This is a genomic window from Actinoplanes sp. NPDC049599, from assembly GCF_044465625.1.
GTDB lineage: Bacteria > Actinomycetota > Actinomycetes > Mycobacteriales > Micromonosporaceae > Actinoplanes.
On sequence record NZ_JBITLX010000022.1, the window covers coordinates 19,701 to 38,013 of the forward strand.

12 protein-coding genes are annotated in these 18,313 nt (G+C 69.0%); 9 read left to right on the plus strand and 3 right to left on the minus strand.

Translation table 11 applies throughout. The features are described from left to right. Nucleotides 1-8: 8 nt before the first annotated feature. Nucleotides 9-4,403, minus strand: coding sequence for a BREX system serine/threonine kinase PglW (gene pglW, locus ACIBQZ_RS30810; RefSeq protein ID WP_396092324.1), 4,395 nt, complete (start codon nt 4,401-4,403; stop codon nt 9-11). Between the two features lie 47 nt (nt 4,404-4,450). Here pglW and ACIBQZ_RS30815 point away from each other — a divergent pair, with 47 nt between their 5' ends. The 4 genes from ACIBQZ_RS30815 to ACIBQZ_RS30830 all read left to right on the plus strand — a co-directional run bounded on the left by ACIBQZ_RS30815 (nt 4,451) and on the right by ACIBQZ_RS30830 (nt 12,739). Next, a complete protein-coding gene (locus tag ACIBQZ_RS30815; protein ID WP_396092325.1) occupies nt 4,451-4,624 on the plus strand; it encodes a hypothetical protein in 174 nt (57 codons plus the stop codon). A gap of 259 nt (nt 4,625-4,883) precedes the next feature. Continuing rightward, entirely contained in the window at nt 4,884-10,064 is a 5,181-nt protein-coding gene (locus ACIBQZ_RS30820) for an AAA domain-containing protein (RefSeq protein WP_396092326.1), read from the plus strand. Between the two features lie 46 nt (nt 10,065-10,110). Beyond that, a complete protein-coding gene (locus ACIBQZ_RS30825; protein ID WP_396092327.1) occupies nt 10,111-11,805 on the plus strand; it encodes a hypothetical protein in 1,695 nt (564 codons plus the stop codon). A gap of 91 nt (nt 11,806-11,896) precedes the next feature. Continuing rightward, nucleotides 11,897-12,739 (plus strand): MerR family transcriptional regulator, encoded by an 843-nt coding sequence (locus ACIBQZ_RS30830; RefSeq protein WP_396092328.1) that lies wholly within the window; start codon nt 11,897-11,899, stop codon nt 12,737-12,739. A 430-nt stretch (nt 12,740-13,169) separates the two neighbouring features. Here ACIBQZ_RS30830 and ACIBQZ_RS30835 read toward each other — a convergent pair whose 3' ends face one another. Both ACIBQZ_RS30835 and ACIBQZ_RS30840 read right to left on the minus strand, forming a co-directional pair. Beyond that, the gene (locus ACIBQZ_RS30835; protein ID WP_396092329.1) at nt 13,170-13,589 is read right to left on the minus strand and encodes a nitroreductase family deazaflavin-dependent oxidoreductase; all 420 of its coding nucleotides are present in this window, start codon (nt 13,587-13,589) and stop codon (nt 13,170-13,172) included. Between the two features lie 470 nt (nt 13,590-14,059). After that, a complete protein-coding gene (locus tag ACIBQZ_RS30840; RefSeq protein ID WP_396092330.1) occupies nt 14,060-14,293 on the minus strand; it encodes a TM2 domain-containing protein in 234 nt (77 codons plus the stop codon). Nucleotides 14,294-14,576: 283 nt separating this feature from the next. Here ACIBQZ_RS30840 and ACIBQZ_RS30845 point away from each other — a divergent pair, with 283 nt between their 5' ends. The 5 genes from ACIBQZ_RS30845 (at nt 14,577) to ACIBQZ_RS30865 (ending at nt 18,311) form a co-directional block, all read left to right on the plus strand. Then, nucleotides 14,577-14,786, plus strand: a complete 210-nt coding sequence (locus ACIBQZ_RS30845; RefSeq protein ID WP_396092331.1) for a Flp family type IVb pilin — start codon at nt 14,577-14,579, stop codon at nt 14,784-14,786. A gap of 103 nt (nt 14,787-14,889) precedes the next feature. Continuing rightward, nucleotides 14,890-15,246, plus strand: coding sequence for a TadE/TadG family type IV pilus assembly protein (locus ACIBQZ_RS30850; protein WP_396092333.1), 357 nt, complete (start codon nt 14,890-14,892; stop codon nt 15,244-15,246). Next, a complete protein-coding gene (locus ACIBQZ_RS30855) occupies nt 15,234-16,331 on the plus strand; it encodes a pilus assembly protein TadG-related protein (protein ID WP_396092334.1) in 1,098 nt (365 codons plus the stop codon). The genes ACIBQZ_RS30850 and ACIBQZ_RS30855 overlap by 13 nt, the downstream gene beginning before the upstream one ends. Nucleotides 16,332-16,350: 19 nt before the next feature. Continuing rightward, nucleotides 16,351-17,148 carry a Flp pilus assembly protein CpaB gene (cpaB, locus tag ACIBQZ_RS30860; protein WP_396092335.1) on the plus strand — a complete coding sequence of 266 codons (798 nt, stop codon included), beginning with the start codon at nt 16,351-16,353 and terminating at the stop codon, nt 17,146-17,148. Next, entirely contained in the window at nt 17,145-18,311 is a 1,167-nt protein-coding gene (locus tag ACIBQZ_RS30865; protein ID WP_396092336.1) for a CpaE family protein, read from the plus strand. The genes cpaB and ACIBQZ_RS30865 overlap by 4 nt, the downstream gene beginning before the upstream one ends. The last annotated feature ends 2 nt before the right edge of the window (nt 18,312-18,313 follow it).

An 18,313-nucleotide genomic window follows, 5' to 3' on the forward strand; every position in this document is an offset into this window, starting at 1 on the left:
ATGGCCTATTACGCGACGGAAGCGCTGCGGTGCGTGTTCTCCACCCAGGCGTCGGGCAGAGCGATCCACTCGTTGTCGCCGACCCGCACCACGGTGCCGTCCAACTTGGGCAGCAGGTCCGGGTCGTCCATCGGGCAGAGCAGCCACACGTCGCCGTTCCCGGCGCGCGCTGCGTCTGCCAGTTCGTAGAGCCGCTCCATCGCCCGGTAACGCGCGAGCACGGCCGCGTCGTGCAGCAGGATCGGGCCGCTGCCTGACGCGAGTTCGGTCAGCAATGCGGGGGCGGCCAGCGACCACGCCTCGTCGACGTACTCCCCCAGTTTGATCGCCGGGCGGGAACCGGGTTCGGCGATGTCGGCGCCGAGCACGGTCTCCCACGTCGGTTTCGGGCGAGCATCAACCAGTCCGTGCAGGTGAGTCAGGAAGCGGGACGCCACGTTGACCGGCCTGGCCGAGAAGCGGCGGACGAGTTCCTCGCGGGCCAGGGCGTACCGCGACAGCCGTACCGTCAAAGCCCGGAACCCTCCGGCCGAGGCCGCACCGGTCAGGCGTTCTTCGGCGCGCAGCGCCGAGGCGAGAACCGGGGAGTCGGCGGTCCACCGGGTGGGTGGCGTGGACGCCGACGACCGGCGCCGCACGATGGTCATCGACGAGGACGCGGCGGTCCGCGCCGGCGCCGCGTAGTGGTCCCGGTTCCAGATCAGCTCGAACCCGGCGTCGGTCAGCAGGCCGTCGAGGCGGGGGTGGCCGGGTAGTGGGGCGAGGTCCGGGAAGCGGGCCGCGACCCGGTCGGCGATCTGCGCCGGGGTGAGGCCGCGTGGCTGGCCGGGCGGCCCGGCCGGGGGCAGCACGCCGGCCTGCGCCAGGCGCAGTGCCCGCACCGGGTCGAGGTCACGCGGGTAGATCTCCAGGCGGGCGGTCGCGGCGGCGTTCTCCGAGGCCACTGCGGCGAGCACGACCCGCCGGCGTTCGTCGATGGCGTCGGCGGCTCCGCCCGGCGCGGTTACCGCGCCGAGGGTACGCAACACGGTGGCGGCACTGGGCAGCACCTCGTTGCCGGCCAGCCGGTCAGCTGCCTTACCGAGCGCGTCGGCGTAGTCGAGCAGGGCCGGCGCGGCGGGGGTGTCGGGGGCGTCGTCCTCAGCCGCCTCCAGCGCCACCAGCAGCCGATCGCCGTGACGGCGCAACAGTAGCCTCGGCTCGTCGGCCAGCGCGTCGATCTCGACGGCAGCGCGTACCGCGGCGAGCGCTACGGTGCGCCGCAGGTCGTCGCCGGTGCGCATCGACCCGCGGCTGGTGAGCAGGGCGGTAGCCAGCTCGTCGACACCCATGACCCGGCCGCCGTCGCGCAGCAGCTCGATCAGCTCGGCGCGCACGCTCGACACCACCGGCAGGTCGTTCCAGCGTTTGCGCTGTTTGCCGAGGATCTGCGCCACCCGGCCCGGGGTGACGCCCAGGGCGGTGGCGACCTGAGGCTGCTGCGGCCACGGGGTCAGGCCGGGCAGCGCACCGGTGTCGTCGGGCAGGCGTAGCAAGATCCGGGTGCCCTCGACTTCGGTGGCGTTGCGGCCGTTCTTGGCCGGGATCAGCAACGTGGCGATGGCGTCCAAACCGACCCGGATCAGCTCGGCGTCGGCGGAGTCGCCGGTCGTCTCGGTGGCCGCCTCCGCGGCGGCGCTCCTGCGGGCGTTCGGCGAGGTTGGCAGGGTTTCCCGCTCGCCGAGTCGGGCCCGCCACTCCTTGACCCGCCGCTGCAGTTCCTGGCGGGTCTTCGCGCCGAGGCCGGGCAGGTGGGCCAGCTTGTTAGCCACGGTGAGCAGGTCACCGACGGTGGTGGCATCCAGCCGGTGGGCGGCGGAGACCGCTCGGGGCGTCAGCCCGGCCGCCTCCAGCGCGGTGGCCCGTGTCGCCTTGGCAGCGGCCTCATCTCGGGCGGCTTCGGCACCCTCGGCATCCGGCTCCTCCTGAGGCTCCGGATGGTCGGTGCCGACCGGTGCGCTGGCATCGGAGCGCCGGAACACCTTCTGCCAGGCGTCGCGCATGTCCTTGAGCGAGGCGAACCGGTTCCGGCTGTCGCGGTGCAGTGCGAGATGGAAGAAGTCGACCAGGCCGTCGCGGATTGCCGGGTCGAACGCCTCGGCGGCGAGGACCGGTGGTCCGTCGGAGAACTCCGGCAGGACAGAGCCGTCCTCCCAGTCCGGCAGCTCGCCGGAGGCCATCTCGTGCAGGGTGACCGCCAAGGCATACCACTCGGCGTGCTTGTCGTATACCGGACGGTTGACGCTGCCCAGGAACGGGTCCAGATAGCGCGGCGTGCCCGCGGTGATCTCCTTGACCGAGACGCCGGCCAGGGAGAAGTCGAACAGCACCAGCTGCCGGGTGCGGTTGGGGCGGATCCGGATCGCGATGTTGTCGGGCTTGATGTCGCGGTGGTAGACGCCCTCGCCCTCCAGATAGTCGAGGGCTCCGAACAGGTAGTCGCTGTAGGTCTCCAGCTCGTCGACGGTGAGCCGGCCGTCATCGCGGAGCTTGCGGGCCAGCGTCAGGTCGCCGGCGTGTTCCAGCACCACGATGGTCCGGTCCGCGATCCGCACCGGCTCCGGCCGGGCCAAGCGGATCACCCGGGAATCGGTCAACGGCCCCAGCACTCGTGCCTCGTGGCGGAGTCGGTTGTCCTTTTCGTCGGAAAGGCCGACCTTCAGCACCTCGGCGCGGCCGGTCCGCTCGTTGTCGGCGAGGAAGGCCCGACACGTGGAACCGGTACCGAGGCGTTTCCGGACGACCCATTCGCCGACCCGGTCACCGGGGCGTGCTTCCAGCGGGTCCGTCGGCTCCGGTTCGTCCGCCGGATGCACCGAGGGTGGCGTGGTTGGGGCGGTCAGCTCCTCCTCGATGACCTCGATCATCTCCACGAACTCGGCGACCGTAGTCAGCCGCTGCGCCGGCACCGGGGCCGTCGCCGCCTGCACTAACTCGTCCGCAAACTCTGACACCGAGTCGGCCACCGATGCCGCCCGCAGACCGTTGTCACGGGCGAGGCGGGCCAGCAACTCGGGCCGCTTTGTGGCAGGCGGCTGACCGGTGAGAATCAGGTACGCCAGCGCGCCCAGCCCGAAGACATCCATCGCTACCGGGTCGGGCCGGGGCGCGATCATTTCCGGCGCGAGGTAGGCCTCCGCCGACCGCTCCAGGTGCGACGCCGCGTGTGACGACAAAGCGACTGATCCACCACTGCCGTCGCTACCGGCCGCGGAGTCCGTTCCACGGGTGGCCGCCTGCCAGTCGCTGATCTGCAACTGCGGAAGTAGCCACGCCTCCTCGTCGGTGCCGCCTCGCCGTTTTTGGCCAGGGTTGACCAGGACGCTGCGGGCTGACAGCGCCCGGTGATGGAGGCGACGGCCGTGCGCGTATGCCACCGTCTCCGCCAACTGGCGGATCATGGTGAGCCGGACGGGCGCGTCCAGACGATCACCGAACTGGGCCATGTAATGGTCGAGCCGCATCGCCCGCGGGTCGTACCGGAAGATCAGCGCCGGGCCGGCCTCGTGCGATTCCATCGAGTCGACCTGGACGATGCCGGGGTGGTTGATGCCGTGCAGCACCAGCATCTCCCGCTTGGCCGCCCGCTCGATGCTGGCCCGCTCGGCCTGCACCGCGTTGCGCTCGACCAGGTAGATGCGCACCCGGCGGCGCTCGCGTTCCAGGTCCCGGTGCTTGGCCAGATGGTCCTGCCAGGTCGGGCCCACATCGAACGGGCGGGTCTCCAGCTCCCACGACCCGACCTGATAATGCCGGCGGCTGCGGGCGATGCCGACCTCAGCCAGCAGATCGGGCAGGGCTCGGGATGTCTCGGCGGTGAGCCGCTGACGCTCGTCCTGCGGCGGGCGTTGCAGCAGCGAGCCGATCGTCGGCAGCCGGTTCGGCCGGTTGGTGCCCACCGGTTCCGGCCCGTAGACCCCGTGCAGGTGATGCTCGGAAAGCTCCACCTGCAGGCCAGGCTTCGACAGGAACACCGCCGCCTGCACGAACGGGATCCGCACCGGCGCTCCCCGCCGCCGGGAAGCAGCCACCTGCAGCAACGACTTGAGCTTCTTCGCCTTCGCATCGGCCAGATGCAACGGGTTGTCGAATGTGCGCGTAGTGCTGGGCCCGTGCTGGATCCAGTTGGAGCCGCTGGAGACCAGCCGCCCGTTCAGGCTCTTGATCTCGATAAGGTAGAGGCCGCTCGGCGCGGCGACCAGCAGGTCGACCTCGTACGGATGCCCGGTCTGCGCGGTGAACGTGAAGTTCGACCACGCCCGGTACGGCTCGGTGTCCGGCAGCAGCTGCTGTACGTACGCCAGCGCCTCGCGCTCAGGCGCGAACTGCGACGGTGTGATCGTGGTCCACCGGCCTTCCTGCATGCCAGGATCCTATTGGTAGTAAGTACCCTGGACGCGGACGGTGCGCGATGTCGGCCGACGGCGACGACTACCACCGCGGCCTGCTCGACATCCATGCCGATCTCATCGGCCGCGGCCACGAGCAACCGGAGAAGGCGCTTGCGGGTGCCATGCGCGTACCGGAAGAAGCCGTGCACGCCCGCCTGCGAGTAGCGCGGCAGCGGCTGAACCCTGGCGCGTGATCGCGCCCCAACGTCCAACGATCGCCGTCTTTCTCGGAGAATCCTTGACTATGACTTCCGCCCTCGAGCTCGTCTACGGCCACGCTGAGCTGCACGATTGTCTTGCCTTCGCCGATGGCGACCTCATCGACACCCTCGACGGGCGCACATTCCAGAACTGACACCGCCGCGGTGTTTCGACCACTCCGCCATACGGTCTGACATCAGCTACGAACGACCGTCACCGGCAGCCCGAGCCTCACTCTAAGTTCGGATCAGCATGCGCATCCGTAGCGGAAGGAACACTTTGTCCGTCGTCTCAGCGAGCCGCCTCGATCGTGCGGTCCGCCTGTTCGAGTTCCTCGCCCGGGTGCAGCAGTCAGCCATCTCGACGCCGCGGACGTACGACCGCTATTTGCAGGTCGCATGGGCACACAGCATGCCCCGACATCGCGCCGTGCATTTCGCCCACTGGGGCGCGACGCCCGAGCCGGGCGAGGAGATCGGCCACGTCGACCGGCTGGACCGGGTGCCGCCGCCCCAACCGTACGAGGCGCTGACCTTGTGGCTGATCGGCGCGCTCGACGATCCGGACGTCGTGCCGGAACTTGCGCCGGACATTCCGGACCCGGACGCCGCCCAGGACGACAGCGAGGACGACGACTCAGCGGTCTTGGTCCTGCTGCTCGAGGATCACCCCGAGGTGACCCGCGCCTATCAGGACTGGCTGCCGAGGTGGACCGCATGGGCCGAGCGTGACCGGGCCGAGCGGCCGGTCCGGGAAGCGTACGGCCTGCTCTTCGAGATGCACGCCCAGGCGGAACTGAACCCGGAGGAACTCGAGCTCGTCCTCGCGGTGGGGTGCCTGGCGTGGACGCCGGCCGGCCACTCCCCGGTCCGCCGACACCTGATCACTACGCCGGTCACCATCGACCTGGACGCGGCCAGCGGCAGACTACGGATCATCGCCGTCGAAGCACCCGACCCGGTGCGGCTCGAACTCGACATGCTCGATTCGCATCTGACGAACTCCCGGCACATCACCGCCGTACGGGAGGAGGCTCGCGACTACGAGGCACACCCGCTCGACCGGCCCGCCGTCGGCGAGCTGCTGCAGCGAGTCGCGCACAGCCTCGACCCGAACGCCATTTACGAGGACTCGGAGAAGCCGGCCCAGGGAACGCCGGTCACCGCCGCCGTCACCCTGGCACCGGCAATCGTGCTGCGCAACCGCGACCGCTACGGGCTGGTGCGGCTGCTGGAGCGCATCCGACAGCAACTGATCGACACCGGCGTCGTGCCCGACGGTGTGCTGCCGCTCGTCGATCCGGATCACCGGCCGGCGGTGGTGACTGATCCGACACCCGGAGCGCTGGTCACCGTGGACGACGAGACCTACCTCCCGCTTCCGGTCAACGAGCGACAGCTTCAGGTTCTCCGGCAGGTGGACCGGCACGCTCAGACTCTCGTACAGGGACCACCGGGCACGGGCAAGACACATACGGCCGCCGCGTTGCTCAGCCACCTGCTCGCTCAGGGCAAGCGGGTGCTGGTGACAGCGCAGACCGACCGGGCACTCAAGGAGGTACGGGCCAAGCTGCCCGACGCGATCCGCTCCCTGTCGGTCGCGGTGGTCGGCGCGTCACGAGAAGACATGGCGGACCTCAAGGTCGCGGTCAACACCATCTCTCAGCGCGCCATCGACTTCGACGACGACGAGTCGCAGGAGGCGATCGACGGTCATCTCCAGGCCATCGACCGCCTACGGCGGCAGCGAGCCGAACTGCGCAAGCGCCTCGTGGAGGTACGCTCGGCCGAGGTCACCCAGCACGATCCGGGTGCCTACCGGGGCACCATCGCGGCCATCGCTACAGCGCATCAGGGGGACGAGCCGCTCTTCGGCTGGCTGCGCCCGCTGGCCGACCGCGGCAGCCGGCCACCGATGACCACGGCGGAGGTCGCGGAATGGCTTCGTCTGCTGCGCGACGTCACCCTGCAGGCGGACCAGGAAGCGGCTCGCGACGTCTTGGGAGAGCCCCGCGCGTTGCCCGCGCCCGCCGACTTCGCCGCGGCCGTGGTGGATGAGCAGGGCGCGTACGCGACACTGCAGGCTCACGCGGTCCAACTCCAGCACCCGGCCTTCGGCGCGGTCCGTGCCTTGCCCTCGGCCGAGCGCACCCGGCTGCAACAAGATCTGCACCGGCTGGCGGACATCGCCGACGAACTCGCCGGCCGACGCGAGGCATGGATGTCAGCGGCGGTCGCGGACGTCGTATCCGGTCGCGGCCGCATCTGGCAGGACCGCGCCGCGCAGGTACAGCAGCTCATCGCCCAGGCCGGTGCCCACGTCCAGCGCCTCGGCCTCACAGACGTGACCGCGCCCGCGTGCGACCTGGCGGCGTCGGTATCCGTGGCCCTGCACCTGCACCAGCACCTGGCCACCGGTGCGAAGATCAAGGTCGCGCCGGACGGCACCCCACAGGTCTCCATGCTCGCCGCAAAGCCGGTGAAGGCGGCCAAGGACCTTTTCGCACAGGTACGCGTCGACGGCCGCCCGCCAGCCACCATCGATACGGTCGAGCGGTTCTTGGCCTGGGCCGAGGCAAACCGGTTGCTCACCGGTCTCGACCGCGCCTGGCCCGCCACGACGGCGATCCCGGCGGAGGACACGCCGCAGGAGCGGCTGGCCTGGCACATGACGGAGCTGGCGGTGCTGCAGCGCGTGCTCGGCCTCGGCGCCGCCCTCGCCGAGCAGGACCAGCGGCTCACTCGGCTGCGTCTCCCGCGCCCGCAGTGGGCAGACCTGCAGGCCGTACGCATGTACGCGGCCCTGGCGGACTCGGCCGCCGCCCAGGATCAGCTGGCGATCGCCCGGTCGCAGGTCGACGCCACCGCCGCACACTTCGCGCACCTGCTGCACGATCCGGCCGCCTCTCCCCTGCTCGGCGAACTCGCCGAGGCGGTCACAGCTCGCGACATCGCCGCGTACAGCCGGGCGGCGCACCGCCTGGTCCGTCTGGACGAGGTCCGCTGCGCAATCGATCGTCGAGACAAGCTCGGCGCACGTCTGCGGCTCGGCGCACCTCGCCTGCACGATGCTGTTCTCCGCACTCCTGCCGACAACGCGTGGGATCAGCGTCTCGCCGCATGGGACGACGCCTGGGCGTGGGCAGCTGCCGGCGATTGGCTGGCCGACCGGCACATCATGGACCTGAACAAACTGCAGGCGGAGATCGCGGAGGCGGAGCGTGCCATCCGGCACCACGTCGAGGAACTCGCCGCCGAGCGCGCCTGGCGGCACGCCGCTTCCCCCGACCGCATCAGCGGGTCGGCGCGGGCCAACCTACAGCAGTACGGGCAGCTGGTGCGCCGGCTCGGCAAGGGCACGGGGAAGTACGCCGTCCAGCGTCGCGCCGAGATTCGTCAGGCCATGGACCGCTGCCGTTCGTCGGTACCGGTGTGGATCATGCCGATCTACCGCATCGCCGAGCAGTTGGAGGTCGAACCCAACATGTTCGACGTGGTAGTCGTTGACGAGGCGTCGCAGGCCGGCCTGGCCGCGACGTTCCTGCAGTACCTGGCGCCGAAGATCGTGGTGATCGGCGACGACAAGCAGGTGTCCCCGTCCGCGGTCGGCGTCGACCAGCAACATCTTCGCAACCTGGCCACGCAGTACCTGCACGACGACCCCTACCGGGCGTCCTGGCTGGACCCGCTGCGCAGCCTCTTCGACGAAGCCAAGATGCGATTCAGCGGCCTCATCCCGCTCGTCGAGCACCGGCGCTGCGTGCCCGAGATCATCAACTTCTCCAACCGGATCGCGTACGAGCCGGAGAACATCCGCCTCATTCCGGTCCGTCAGTACGGTGCCGACCGCCTCGATCCCATCAAGCCGGTCCTGGTCGAGGACGGGTACGTGCGCGGCACCACGTACAAGACCAACCCGCCCGAAGCCGAAGCCATCGCCGGCCAGATCGTGGCGTGCACGCAGGATCCGCGCTACGACGGTCTCAGCTTCGGCGTCATCTCCCTGCAGGGCACGCACCAGGCCAAGCTGATCGAACGCCTTCTGCTTGAACGGCTCGACCCGGCCGAGTGGGCACGGCGTGATCTACGCTGCGGCGACTCGGCCGACTTCCAGGGCTCGGAACGCGACGTGACCTTTCTCAGCATGGTCGCGGCAGTCGAGCCGGAAGTGCGGTTGGGTTCGGCGACGACGGACATGTACGTGCAGCGGTACAACGTCGCGGCATCGCGGGCGAAGGATCAGATGTGGGTCTTCCACTCAGTCCGGCCCAGCGACCTGAGTAACCCGACCGACATGCGGCATCAATTGCTGGACTACTGCTACGGGCTGGCGGCGCGCCCGGAGACGTACGAGGGCACGGTACTTCCGACCGCGGTTTCGGAGAACGAGCGCGTAGCGCCCTTCGATTCACTGTTCGAGCAGCGGGTGTTCAACCGGCTGGTCGAACGGGGGCACACCGTGGTCCCGCAGTATCCGGCGCTCGGCTACTCCATCGACCTGGTTGTCGTGGGCCCGCACAGCCGGCTCGCCATCGAGTGCGACGGGGACACCTGGCACGGACCAGAGCGCTACGAGGCTGATATGGCGAGACAGCGCGAGCTGGAGCGTTGCGGGTGGCAGTTCTTCCGGATTGCGCAGTCGGCGTTCACCGTCGACGAGGCGTCCGTTCTACGGGATCTCTGGGCGGCATTGGAACGTCGCGGCATCCACCCTTCCGACTGGGCTGACCCTGCCGAGGTCGTGCCCGCGCACCAGGTCGCAACCGTCTCCGAACCGGCTGCTTCCCCGCCAGTTCCCCTGCAGATCGCGACTTCGCCGGCGGCAGAGACACCACAGCCGGCCATCAGCACGACGGCAACCGAGATGGTTCCAGAAACTCCTCCCGCCAATGATCTTCCATCACCGGCCGAATCCCACACGCCGTCGCCCGGTCTCAAGCCATACGAGACCTACCACGGCTCGGCGCCCCGCCCGTCCGAACCCGCGCCTGCCGGCATGCGAGAGGCGCTGCTCGCCATAGTCGACGCTGAAGGGCCGGTGCTGGGCGCGCGGTTGCAGACCGCGTACGTCCGGGCATCCGGTGGGCAGCGCGTTACCCGGCTGTCCGCGAGCGCCATCAACAAGGTGATCAGTGCGGCGGTCCGTCGAGGCCTACTCGTTCAGGACAACCCATTGAACGAGGCCGGCGTCCAACCGACAACTTTCCGCTTGCCATCCCAGCCTGACACGCTTACGCGCGAGCTAGGACCCCGGACACTCGACGAAGTGCCGCCGGGCGAACTCGCCGCCGTGATGGCCCGGCATGCGAAGTCTTTGGGCTGGCAAGATCGAGAGCACGTCTTTCGGGCAACGCTGCAGACTTACGGGCGTAAGGCCTTGACCGAGGTTGCCGCCACTCGGCTGGCCAAGGTGGCTTCGCTCGCAAGTCTTTGAACTGAATCTCGACAAAGAGTTCTATGCCTCGCCGGGAGGAAATCGTATGCAGGACACATCGGACTCGATGGAGATCGCGGAGCCTGAGGAGAACGGCCAGGTGCCCAACGCGGACGGCTCAACTGCGGCATCGTCGGTCCTGGCGGAGGTGCTCCCTGGAATCGCCGTTGTCTTCGGTGAAGTTCCGGAGGAACTCAAGCTCGAATTGATCGACTTCGGGCTCGTGTCAGCCGCCGACCGCATGCAGATCTCAACAGTCCTCGCCTCGATCGGAAACACGGCGACCGTGGCCGGCAACCTCGGAAACGCATTCGCCAGCGCGCAAGGGCTCTACCGGGTCAGCGACGCGACGCTAGGTCTACTGAGGAACGGCGCAACGCTCGCCGTCAAGGACGGCGCGAACCTCGGAGCGGTGTTCGCTCACGGCCGTATCGTCGCCCAGGCCCGCTTCATCCCCGTGACCGCGGTGAGCGCGGCGCAGACCGTCGCTGCGCTCGGGCCGGCGCTGGCCATGATCGCCCTTCAAATGCAGCTCAGTGAGATCACTGGCCTTGCCAGAACCAACATCGCGCTGACAAGCCAGGTACTCACGACTATCCGTCACGGGCAGTGGGCCGAACTGACAGCGCTCGTCGCTACCATCGATCGCGCGGTCGAGAAGGCGCGAGAGGTCGAATCAGTCCCAAGCTCCCTGTGGGACAGCATCGCGGGCAGTGAAGCGTCACTGCGTAAGCAGCGTGACCTGTACCGACTGAACGTTGACGATCACATCCGGCAGATCCATCGGCTCGACGCGCGTGGCCGCCGTCAGTACTTCGAGACGAACGCCGAGGCGATGCTTTTCGACGCCCACGCCCTCCTGTCCTCGGTCAAGGCGTGGACCGGATATCAGGCGCTGCACGCCGCGCGAGCCCGAGCCGCTGGCCCGGAAGACGCCGGCGAAGCCCGGCTCGTCGACGCCATCGCGCGAGACACCGGGAAGGAGCTCACATCCGCTCTCGCCGAGACGACCAGTCTCGTCGACTCACTGAGGCGGGAGCTCCGAATCATTGCCGAGTTCCCCGGACGCGACGCACTGGCTCTGCCGGGAAAGCGAAGGGACTCGAACGCCGCCCGCCAAACCTCAGCTCGCCTGCTGGAAGCACTCGAGCCTCTTGCCGATGCTCTCCATCCGCCGATCGCTCCGCTTGAGGCCCCGAACGTCGTCTGCGCACCCAGATCGCTGGACTTCCAGCCATGCCTCCGTATCCTCCGCTGGTTCCTCGAGGACGGTGAGACACTCCGCGTCCTCGGCTTCCCCGATCAGGTCGACGGCTCCGGTTCAATCTCTTCGATCGTCAGCGGAGCGAAGGGAATGCTCGGAGCAGGGAAGGACAGAATGGCGACTAAGGAGCTGGTCGCAGTCACGGATCGCCGCATCATCACCGCAAAGGCGAACGCGTTCCTGGAGCAGGGCGAAATCCGCCAGGACATCCCGATCGACCTGGTGCGATACGTTCGGAGCGCGGCCCCGCAGGACAAAGAGGGGCGTTTCGTGATCGACCTGATCACGCGCGACGAGAACATCCGATGGCTCTTCCCTGCCGACATCGACAACACTGAAGTGGATACGCTCGCCGCCGTGCTCGCTGAATCGATGACGATCCCGGACGTTGAACGCGATGAGCTTCAACGGCGGCGCTCCGCCACGATCAAGGCGAGCACGAAGGAGCGCAACGCACGGATCCAGGGCACCGAATGAAGTAGGCCGCGGCCAGTCCCTGATCCAGTACGAGCCCCTGATGACCAGTGCCGCTTGACCTTGTGGTTACTGCAAGGGCCACCATGATGTCGTGTTGTCGATCAGCGATTTCAGCGAAATGTGTCTTCTGTCGCCGCAGACCCTGCGGTTCTACCACTCCGAGGGCCTGCTCGTCCCAGCTTCGGTAAACGAGCAGACCGGCTACCGCGCGTACACGTTCGACCAGGTCGAACGCGCCATGCTGATCACCGTACTGCGCGGCACCGGAATGAGCGTCAAGCTCGTCCGACGGGTGCTCGACGAGCCGGATACGGCGACCGCCCTCCTGCAGGAGCACAGCAGCGACGTGCAGAGCCGGCGACGAGCCCAGGACGAGGCGATCCGCGACGCACGCGTGCTCCTCACCTCGTGGCCGGAGGTACGCCTGCGCCACGCACCCGAGATGACCGTGGTATCGAGGCTGGTTCCCGGCCCACCGGCTCGGCACGATCAGGACGAGTGGGTGGAATCCGAGGCCACCGCCACTGTTCAAGACCTGGTCACAACCGTGAAGTCGTACGGCGCCGCCGTGGCCGGCCTCCCGTGGCTGGCCCCGGCCATCGAGACCCCGGAACAGAGACGGCGAAACATCAGCGGCGAGGGGCTGCACTGGATCGTGAAGATACCCATCACGGCGGATGCAGAAGCGGTCGCCGCCCTGTCCCGCAATATGGAGGTGCAGACCTTCGAAGCCCGGGACGAACTGTCGATCTTCATCCCGGGAAGGCCCTCGATGGCAAAGCACGCCACGGCACTCTCACGCCTGATGACACATCCCCTCGACGCCGCCTACCCCGACCTCTCCCGTACCCGTCAACTGCTGCACGACAACGGCGTCGAGACCACCGTCGCCATCTGCGAACTCGACGCGGTGGAGGATGGTCAGGTGACCTGACCGGTATCCGGAGCCCCGCAACCCGGCGGCACCGGCCGGCCGCAACCACCGGTGGGGACGGCTCGGTGAGCGAGGTCGTCCTGCACCCCGGTTCACCTCGTCGGGCCGCGGGTGATGCGCTCGTCGAGCGTCCTGCCGCGACGCAGTCGGCATGGGCGTTCCGGATGATGTCGAACGCCCGATACCGAGCACGGCGAGGTCGTCCGCCAGGTCCGGCGCGCGATCAAGAGCCCGGCTGGCGTCCCGGACGCCCCGGACATGATCCGGTAGCGGTGGGGCCGGCGCTGAGCGAAACCCAGGTACGCCGTACGGATGGCCCGGAGGCGTTCGGAACGGGTCCGGGTGGTGTTCCAGCGGGTCTCGGGGGCGCGGACGATCGCGTAGACGATGTCGAGAGATCCACGGCGGTGCCAAGCCGCGCCTCAGGGGCTCACGTCTGCTCGCCGCCGGACACCGTCCGCACGAGCAGGTACTGCTCGATGCCGAACCGCCGCCAGGTCCGCTGCAGCCGGGCCGGGATCAGCGGGAACGCCTCCTGCGCGTCGGCGATGCGCGGGTCGGTGATCACGTAATGGTGCCCGTGCACGTCGATGTTCGCCTGGCCGGCCGCGCGGATGTTGCGCAGCCAGTCGACGCCCGTGCCGTACGGCAGTGGGATCACGAAGCCGCCGCCGGCGACCGGCTGGGCCACGATCGGGGTGGTGTACGCACGGCCGGAACGACGGCCGATGTGATGCAGCGCGGCGGCATACCAGTACCGCCGGCCGGCCAGCAGCAGCATCGCCGGGTTCAGCACGTGCTTGTTGAAGGTGCGCAGAGCGTCACGCCTGCCGGACGCGGTTCTGGTCATGGTCCCTCCTCGGCAGGGTGCGGGCCACGCCGGCGGACAAGGGACGGGTCTCCGGCGCAGCACCGGAACGGGCAGCAGACACCCACCGGCGGGGATCGGCCGGCCACCGATGGCGGATGATCCATCTTGACGATGGCGAGTCAACGGCACGGATGCCGCCCATCCTGCTCCGCCACCGAGGTGTTTCACCTCTGCGCCGGTGGGCTCACCACCATCGTCGCGCCGCGCCGGAACCCGCTCCAGGGCCGAACGGCCCGGTCTGCGCCGAGCCACCGGGCCCGCCGGCTGGCCCAGCGCCAGAACGCCCGTGTTCACCATCAACGACGATGCGCCTTGCGGTACACCCGCGGATCGGGATCGGGGACGCGGACCGGGCGTCCCGGGGTCGCGGACCTCGATGGTCGTGGAGTGCCCGGCCGCGCGCCGCCGATTCTTCCGCGGGGCGCCCAGTCCATTGCCGCTGGTACGGGTCAGCGCGCGAGCGCGAGACCCTGCTTGTCCGTGAACTTGCCGACCGCGATCATGATGAAGTCGATCAGCGCCCAGAGGCCGAACCCACCGAACGTGATCAGCATGAGGATGCCGGTGCCGATCTTGCCGACGTAGAAGCGGTGGATGCCGAGCACGCCCACGAAGAAACTGAGCACCAGCGCGACGATCCAGGACTTCGAGCCCGTGCCGGTGGGGGTTTGGGTGGCAGTCATTCTGATTGAGGCTCCCTGTCAGAGATGTGTCAAAGCCGATGCAAGATAGCGGACATGGCATCCACAGGCAAGATCCATGACCGTACGGGTTCCGCCCGACGCGGCGTGCGGTAAGGACCTCGACGCCGCGACACCCTGTCCGGGCCCCGCACCTCCGCGCTGACGCGACTGGGCTGCCGGAGCGGGCTTATGCAAAAGGTCTCATGACTGCCTGCAACCTTCCGATAACACTGAGCGACCAGGTCGGCGGTTTTTCCGTCGCTGTGACCACCAGGGAGCTCTCATGCTGATCCAGCTTGCCAGTGTCATCACCCAGCACATCCGGTCTGCCATGTCGGCGCCGTCCAACGACGAGGGGGCCACCGCCGTCGAGTACGGGCTGATGGTCGCGCTCATCGCCGTCGTCATCATCGGTGCCGTAATGGCCTTGGGTGACAACATCAGCGCCATGTTCGACGGCGTCTCGGATGAAGTTTCCACCGTGACCCCATGACCTCATGACGCGGGAAGGACGCCGTGGCGGGGTTCGGTCCGGCGTGATCTCGTCCGGGGCGAAGGGGTCGGAGCCGCAGCGCTCCGATGGCGGCTCCGCAGCCGTGGAACTGGCGCTCGTCCTGCCGCTGATGCTGTTGGTGGTGTTCGGCGTCATCGACTTCGGCCGGATGTTGAACACCCAGATCACCCTCACGGAAGCGGCCCGGGAAGGCGCCCGTGCGGCTGCACTGGGCTTCGATCCGGCGGCCCGTGTCAACCGCACGGTCAACGGCATGCCGCTGGTCTCCACCAGCGTCACCGCTTGCCCGGAGGACGACCTGACCGCGGACGCCGTGGTCACCCTGACGCACGCGTTCCGGCCGGTGACTCCCCTCGGCTCGGTCATGGGCTTCTTCGGCGGCGATGGGGACAGCTCCGTCGTCATCACCGCCAGGGGAGTCATGCCATGCGTCGGTTGATCCGGCCGTCCGAGGACGACCGCGGCGCTGTCGCGGCGCTGCTCGCCGTCATTCTCGGTGGTGGCGTGCTGCTCGGCATGGCGGCCGTGGTCGTGGACGTGGGAAGGCTGTATGCCGAACGCGAGCAGTTGCAGACCGGGGCCGACGCGGCCGCTTTTGCGGTCGCGGAGACCTGCGTGCGGCTGCCGGAAAGCTGTGCCGACCAGGGCGCGGAGGCCGAGCGATACGCCGCCGCAGTGGCGGCCGACGGCGCCGCCGGGATCGCCGAGATATGTGGGCGCGGACCCGGACTGGCCGACTGCTCGGCGCCCGCCACCAACCGAACGGCCTGCCTGGGAACCGCCCCGGAGACCGGGAGCTACGCCGAGGTGCGCACCCGCACGTTGGGCCGCGACGGCAGCACCCTGCTACCGCGAACGTTCGCCAGGGCGTTGGCCGGCGATGACATGGGCACCTCGGTCGGGGCGTGCGCGAGGGTGGCCTGGGGCCCGCCCCTGCGAGCCGCCGGCACCGCCGTCACGTTCTCCACGTGTGAGTGGGAGGCCTTGACCGACGGCGGACTCACCTTGTGGCCGCCGCCCTCGGACGGGACCCCACCCGCCTCGGCTGAACGGGTCGTGCGTCTCAAGGGATCCCCGTCCGCCACGACGTGTCCGGCCGGGCCATCCGGCTGGGACCGGCCCGGTGGGTTCGGCTGGCTGGACGATACCGAGCGCAACTGCACCACCACCGTGGAGACCGACGGCAGTTTCGGAGGAGACACCGGCAGTTCGGTGTCCTCGGCATGCCGGACCGCGTTGGCGGCGCTGCGTGACGAGCGCCGGCTCATGCTGATCCCGATCTACGACGGGGTCACCGGCACCGGCTCGTCCACGACCTACCACCTGGCGGGCTTCGCGTCGTTCGTGCTTACCGGCTATTACCAGTCGGGCTTCACCGCGCCGTCCCGGCTTACCGGGCTGCACCACTGCGAGGGCAGCGAACGCTGCCTGTACGGCTACTTCACCAGGGCCCTGGTTCCGACCACCGGCGTCACCATCGGCGGGCCGGACCTGGGCGTGTCCGTCGTCAACTCGATCGGCTGAGAAAGAAGATGGGTCGCGGATGAGACGTCGATTGCTGGCGGTACTGGTGGCGGCGGTGCTGGCGGCGGCGGGCTGCCTCGCAGTCGTCACGTACGTGCGCGGCGTGGACCGGCGGACGCTGGCCGGCCAGGAGGCGGTCTGGGTGCTCGTGGCCACCCAGCGCATCCCGGCCGGGACCACCGGCGCGAAGATTCAGGCCGGCGGGTACACCCGCCGGATCGCCATGCCTGCGGCCACCGTCCCGGCGGACGGCGTCGAGGCCATCGACGACCAGCTCGCTGCCCTGTCGATCACCGCGGACGTGCAACCCAGCCAACTGCTGCTCCGGGGGATGTTCGGCGAGTCCACCCGGATCAGCGGCGGCTTGGCGCTGCCCGAGGGCAAGGTGGCCGTCAGCGTGGAAACAACCGCGGCCTCCCGGGTCGCCGGCTTCGTCCGGCCGGGGTCCAAGGTGGCGATCTTCGACACCTTCACCGTTCGCGACGGCAAGGGCCGCGTGCCCTCCGGCGCCCGGCTGTCCGACAACTACGAGTACAACCACGCCACCCGGGTCCTGCTGCCGCGCATCGAGGTCCTGGCCGTCGGCGAACGCGGCACCGCCGGTGCCGCCATCTCCACACCGTCCGCCGAGGGACAGCCGGCCAAGGACACCGCCAAGGCGGGTCAGACCGTGCTCGTCACCGTGGCCGCCGGTCAGGACGAGGCAGAAAAGCTCATCCATGCGTCGCTGACCGGCACCCTCACGCTGGTTCTGCTCGACGACACGGCCACCATCGCGCCGGGTGCCGGCGTCGACAACAACAGCCTGTTCCCGTGAGCGCTGCCATGATGACGGTCTACTGCGAGCCCGCGGACGGCACGGCATACCCGGGAACCCAGTCCCCGCGGACGGTGCCGGAGCCGGGCGACCTGGCCCGTGAACTCGCGGCACACCCGGCCACGTCGCTGGTCGTGCTAGGCCCCTCAGTGACGATCAGCGAGGCCGTGGAATTCGCCGCGGATCAGCGTTTGCGCCGCCCGGCTCTGGGGGTGGTGCTGCTACGCCACGAGGTGGCCATGGACGTGCTGTCCGAGGCGATCAGGGCCGGTGTGCGCGAGGTGGTCGCGGCCGACGATCCCGCCGGTGTCGACGACGCATGCGCCCGGTCGCTGGAACTCTCCCGCCGGCTCGGCGCCGGCCCCGCCGCGGCGGAACCGGCGCAGGCGCGCATCGTCACTGTGTTCGCCGGCAAGGGCGGCGTCGGCAAGAGCACGGTGGCTGCGAACTTGGCCGTCACCCTCGCCGACGGCGGCCGGGCGAGGGTCTGCCTGGTGGACCTGGACCTCCAGTTCGGTGACATCGGCATCCTCCTGCAGCTGGTTCCGGAGCACAGCATCACCGACGCGATCACGATGGCTGGGCGGCTTGACACCGACGCCCTGCGATCCCTCATCACGCCGTACCGGCCAGGCCTGGACGTGCTGCTCGCTCCGGCGGGGCCGGCCGAAGGCGATCACGTCGGCCGGGACGTGGTCCGGGAGGTGCTGACGGTGGCCCGTTCCGCCTACGACTTCATCGTCGTCGACACCGCCCCGTACGTCACCGACCATCTGCTCACCGCCCTGGACCTCACCGACTGGTTCGTCCTGGTCGTCACGCCCGACCTGCCGACGCTCAAGAGCTACCGGCTCACTCTCGAGATGTTCGACATGCTCGAATATCCCCAGCAGCGCCGGCTCACCCTGCTCAACCGGGCCGACTCCGATGTGGGGCTGAGCGTATCGGACATCGAAAAGGCTGTCGGGTCGCCGATGTCGGTGCTCATGCCCTCCTCGCGCGACGTGCCGATGTCGGTGAACCGTGGCGTACCGCTGGCGGTCGACAAGCCTGGACACCCGGTGTCGCAGGCGATCCGGCAACTGGCTGACCGATGCGCCGGCAACGACACCGGTCAGGCACCGAGCCGACGCCGGCTGCGGATGTTCAAGAGGAAGGGCTGACA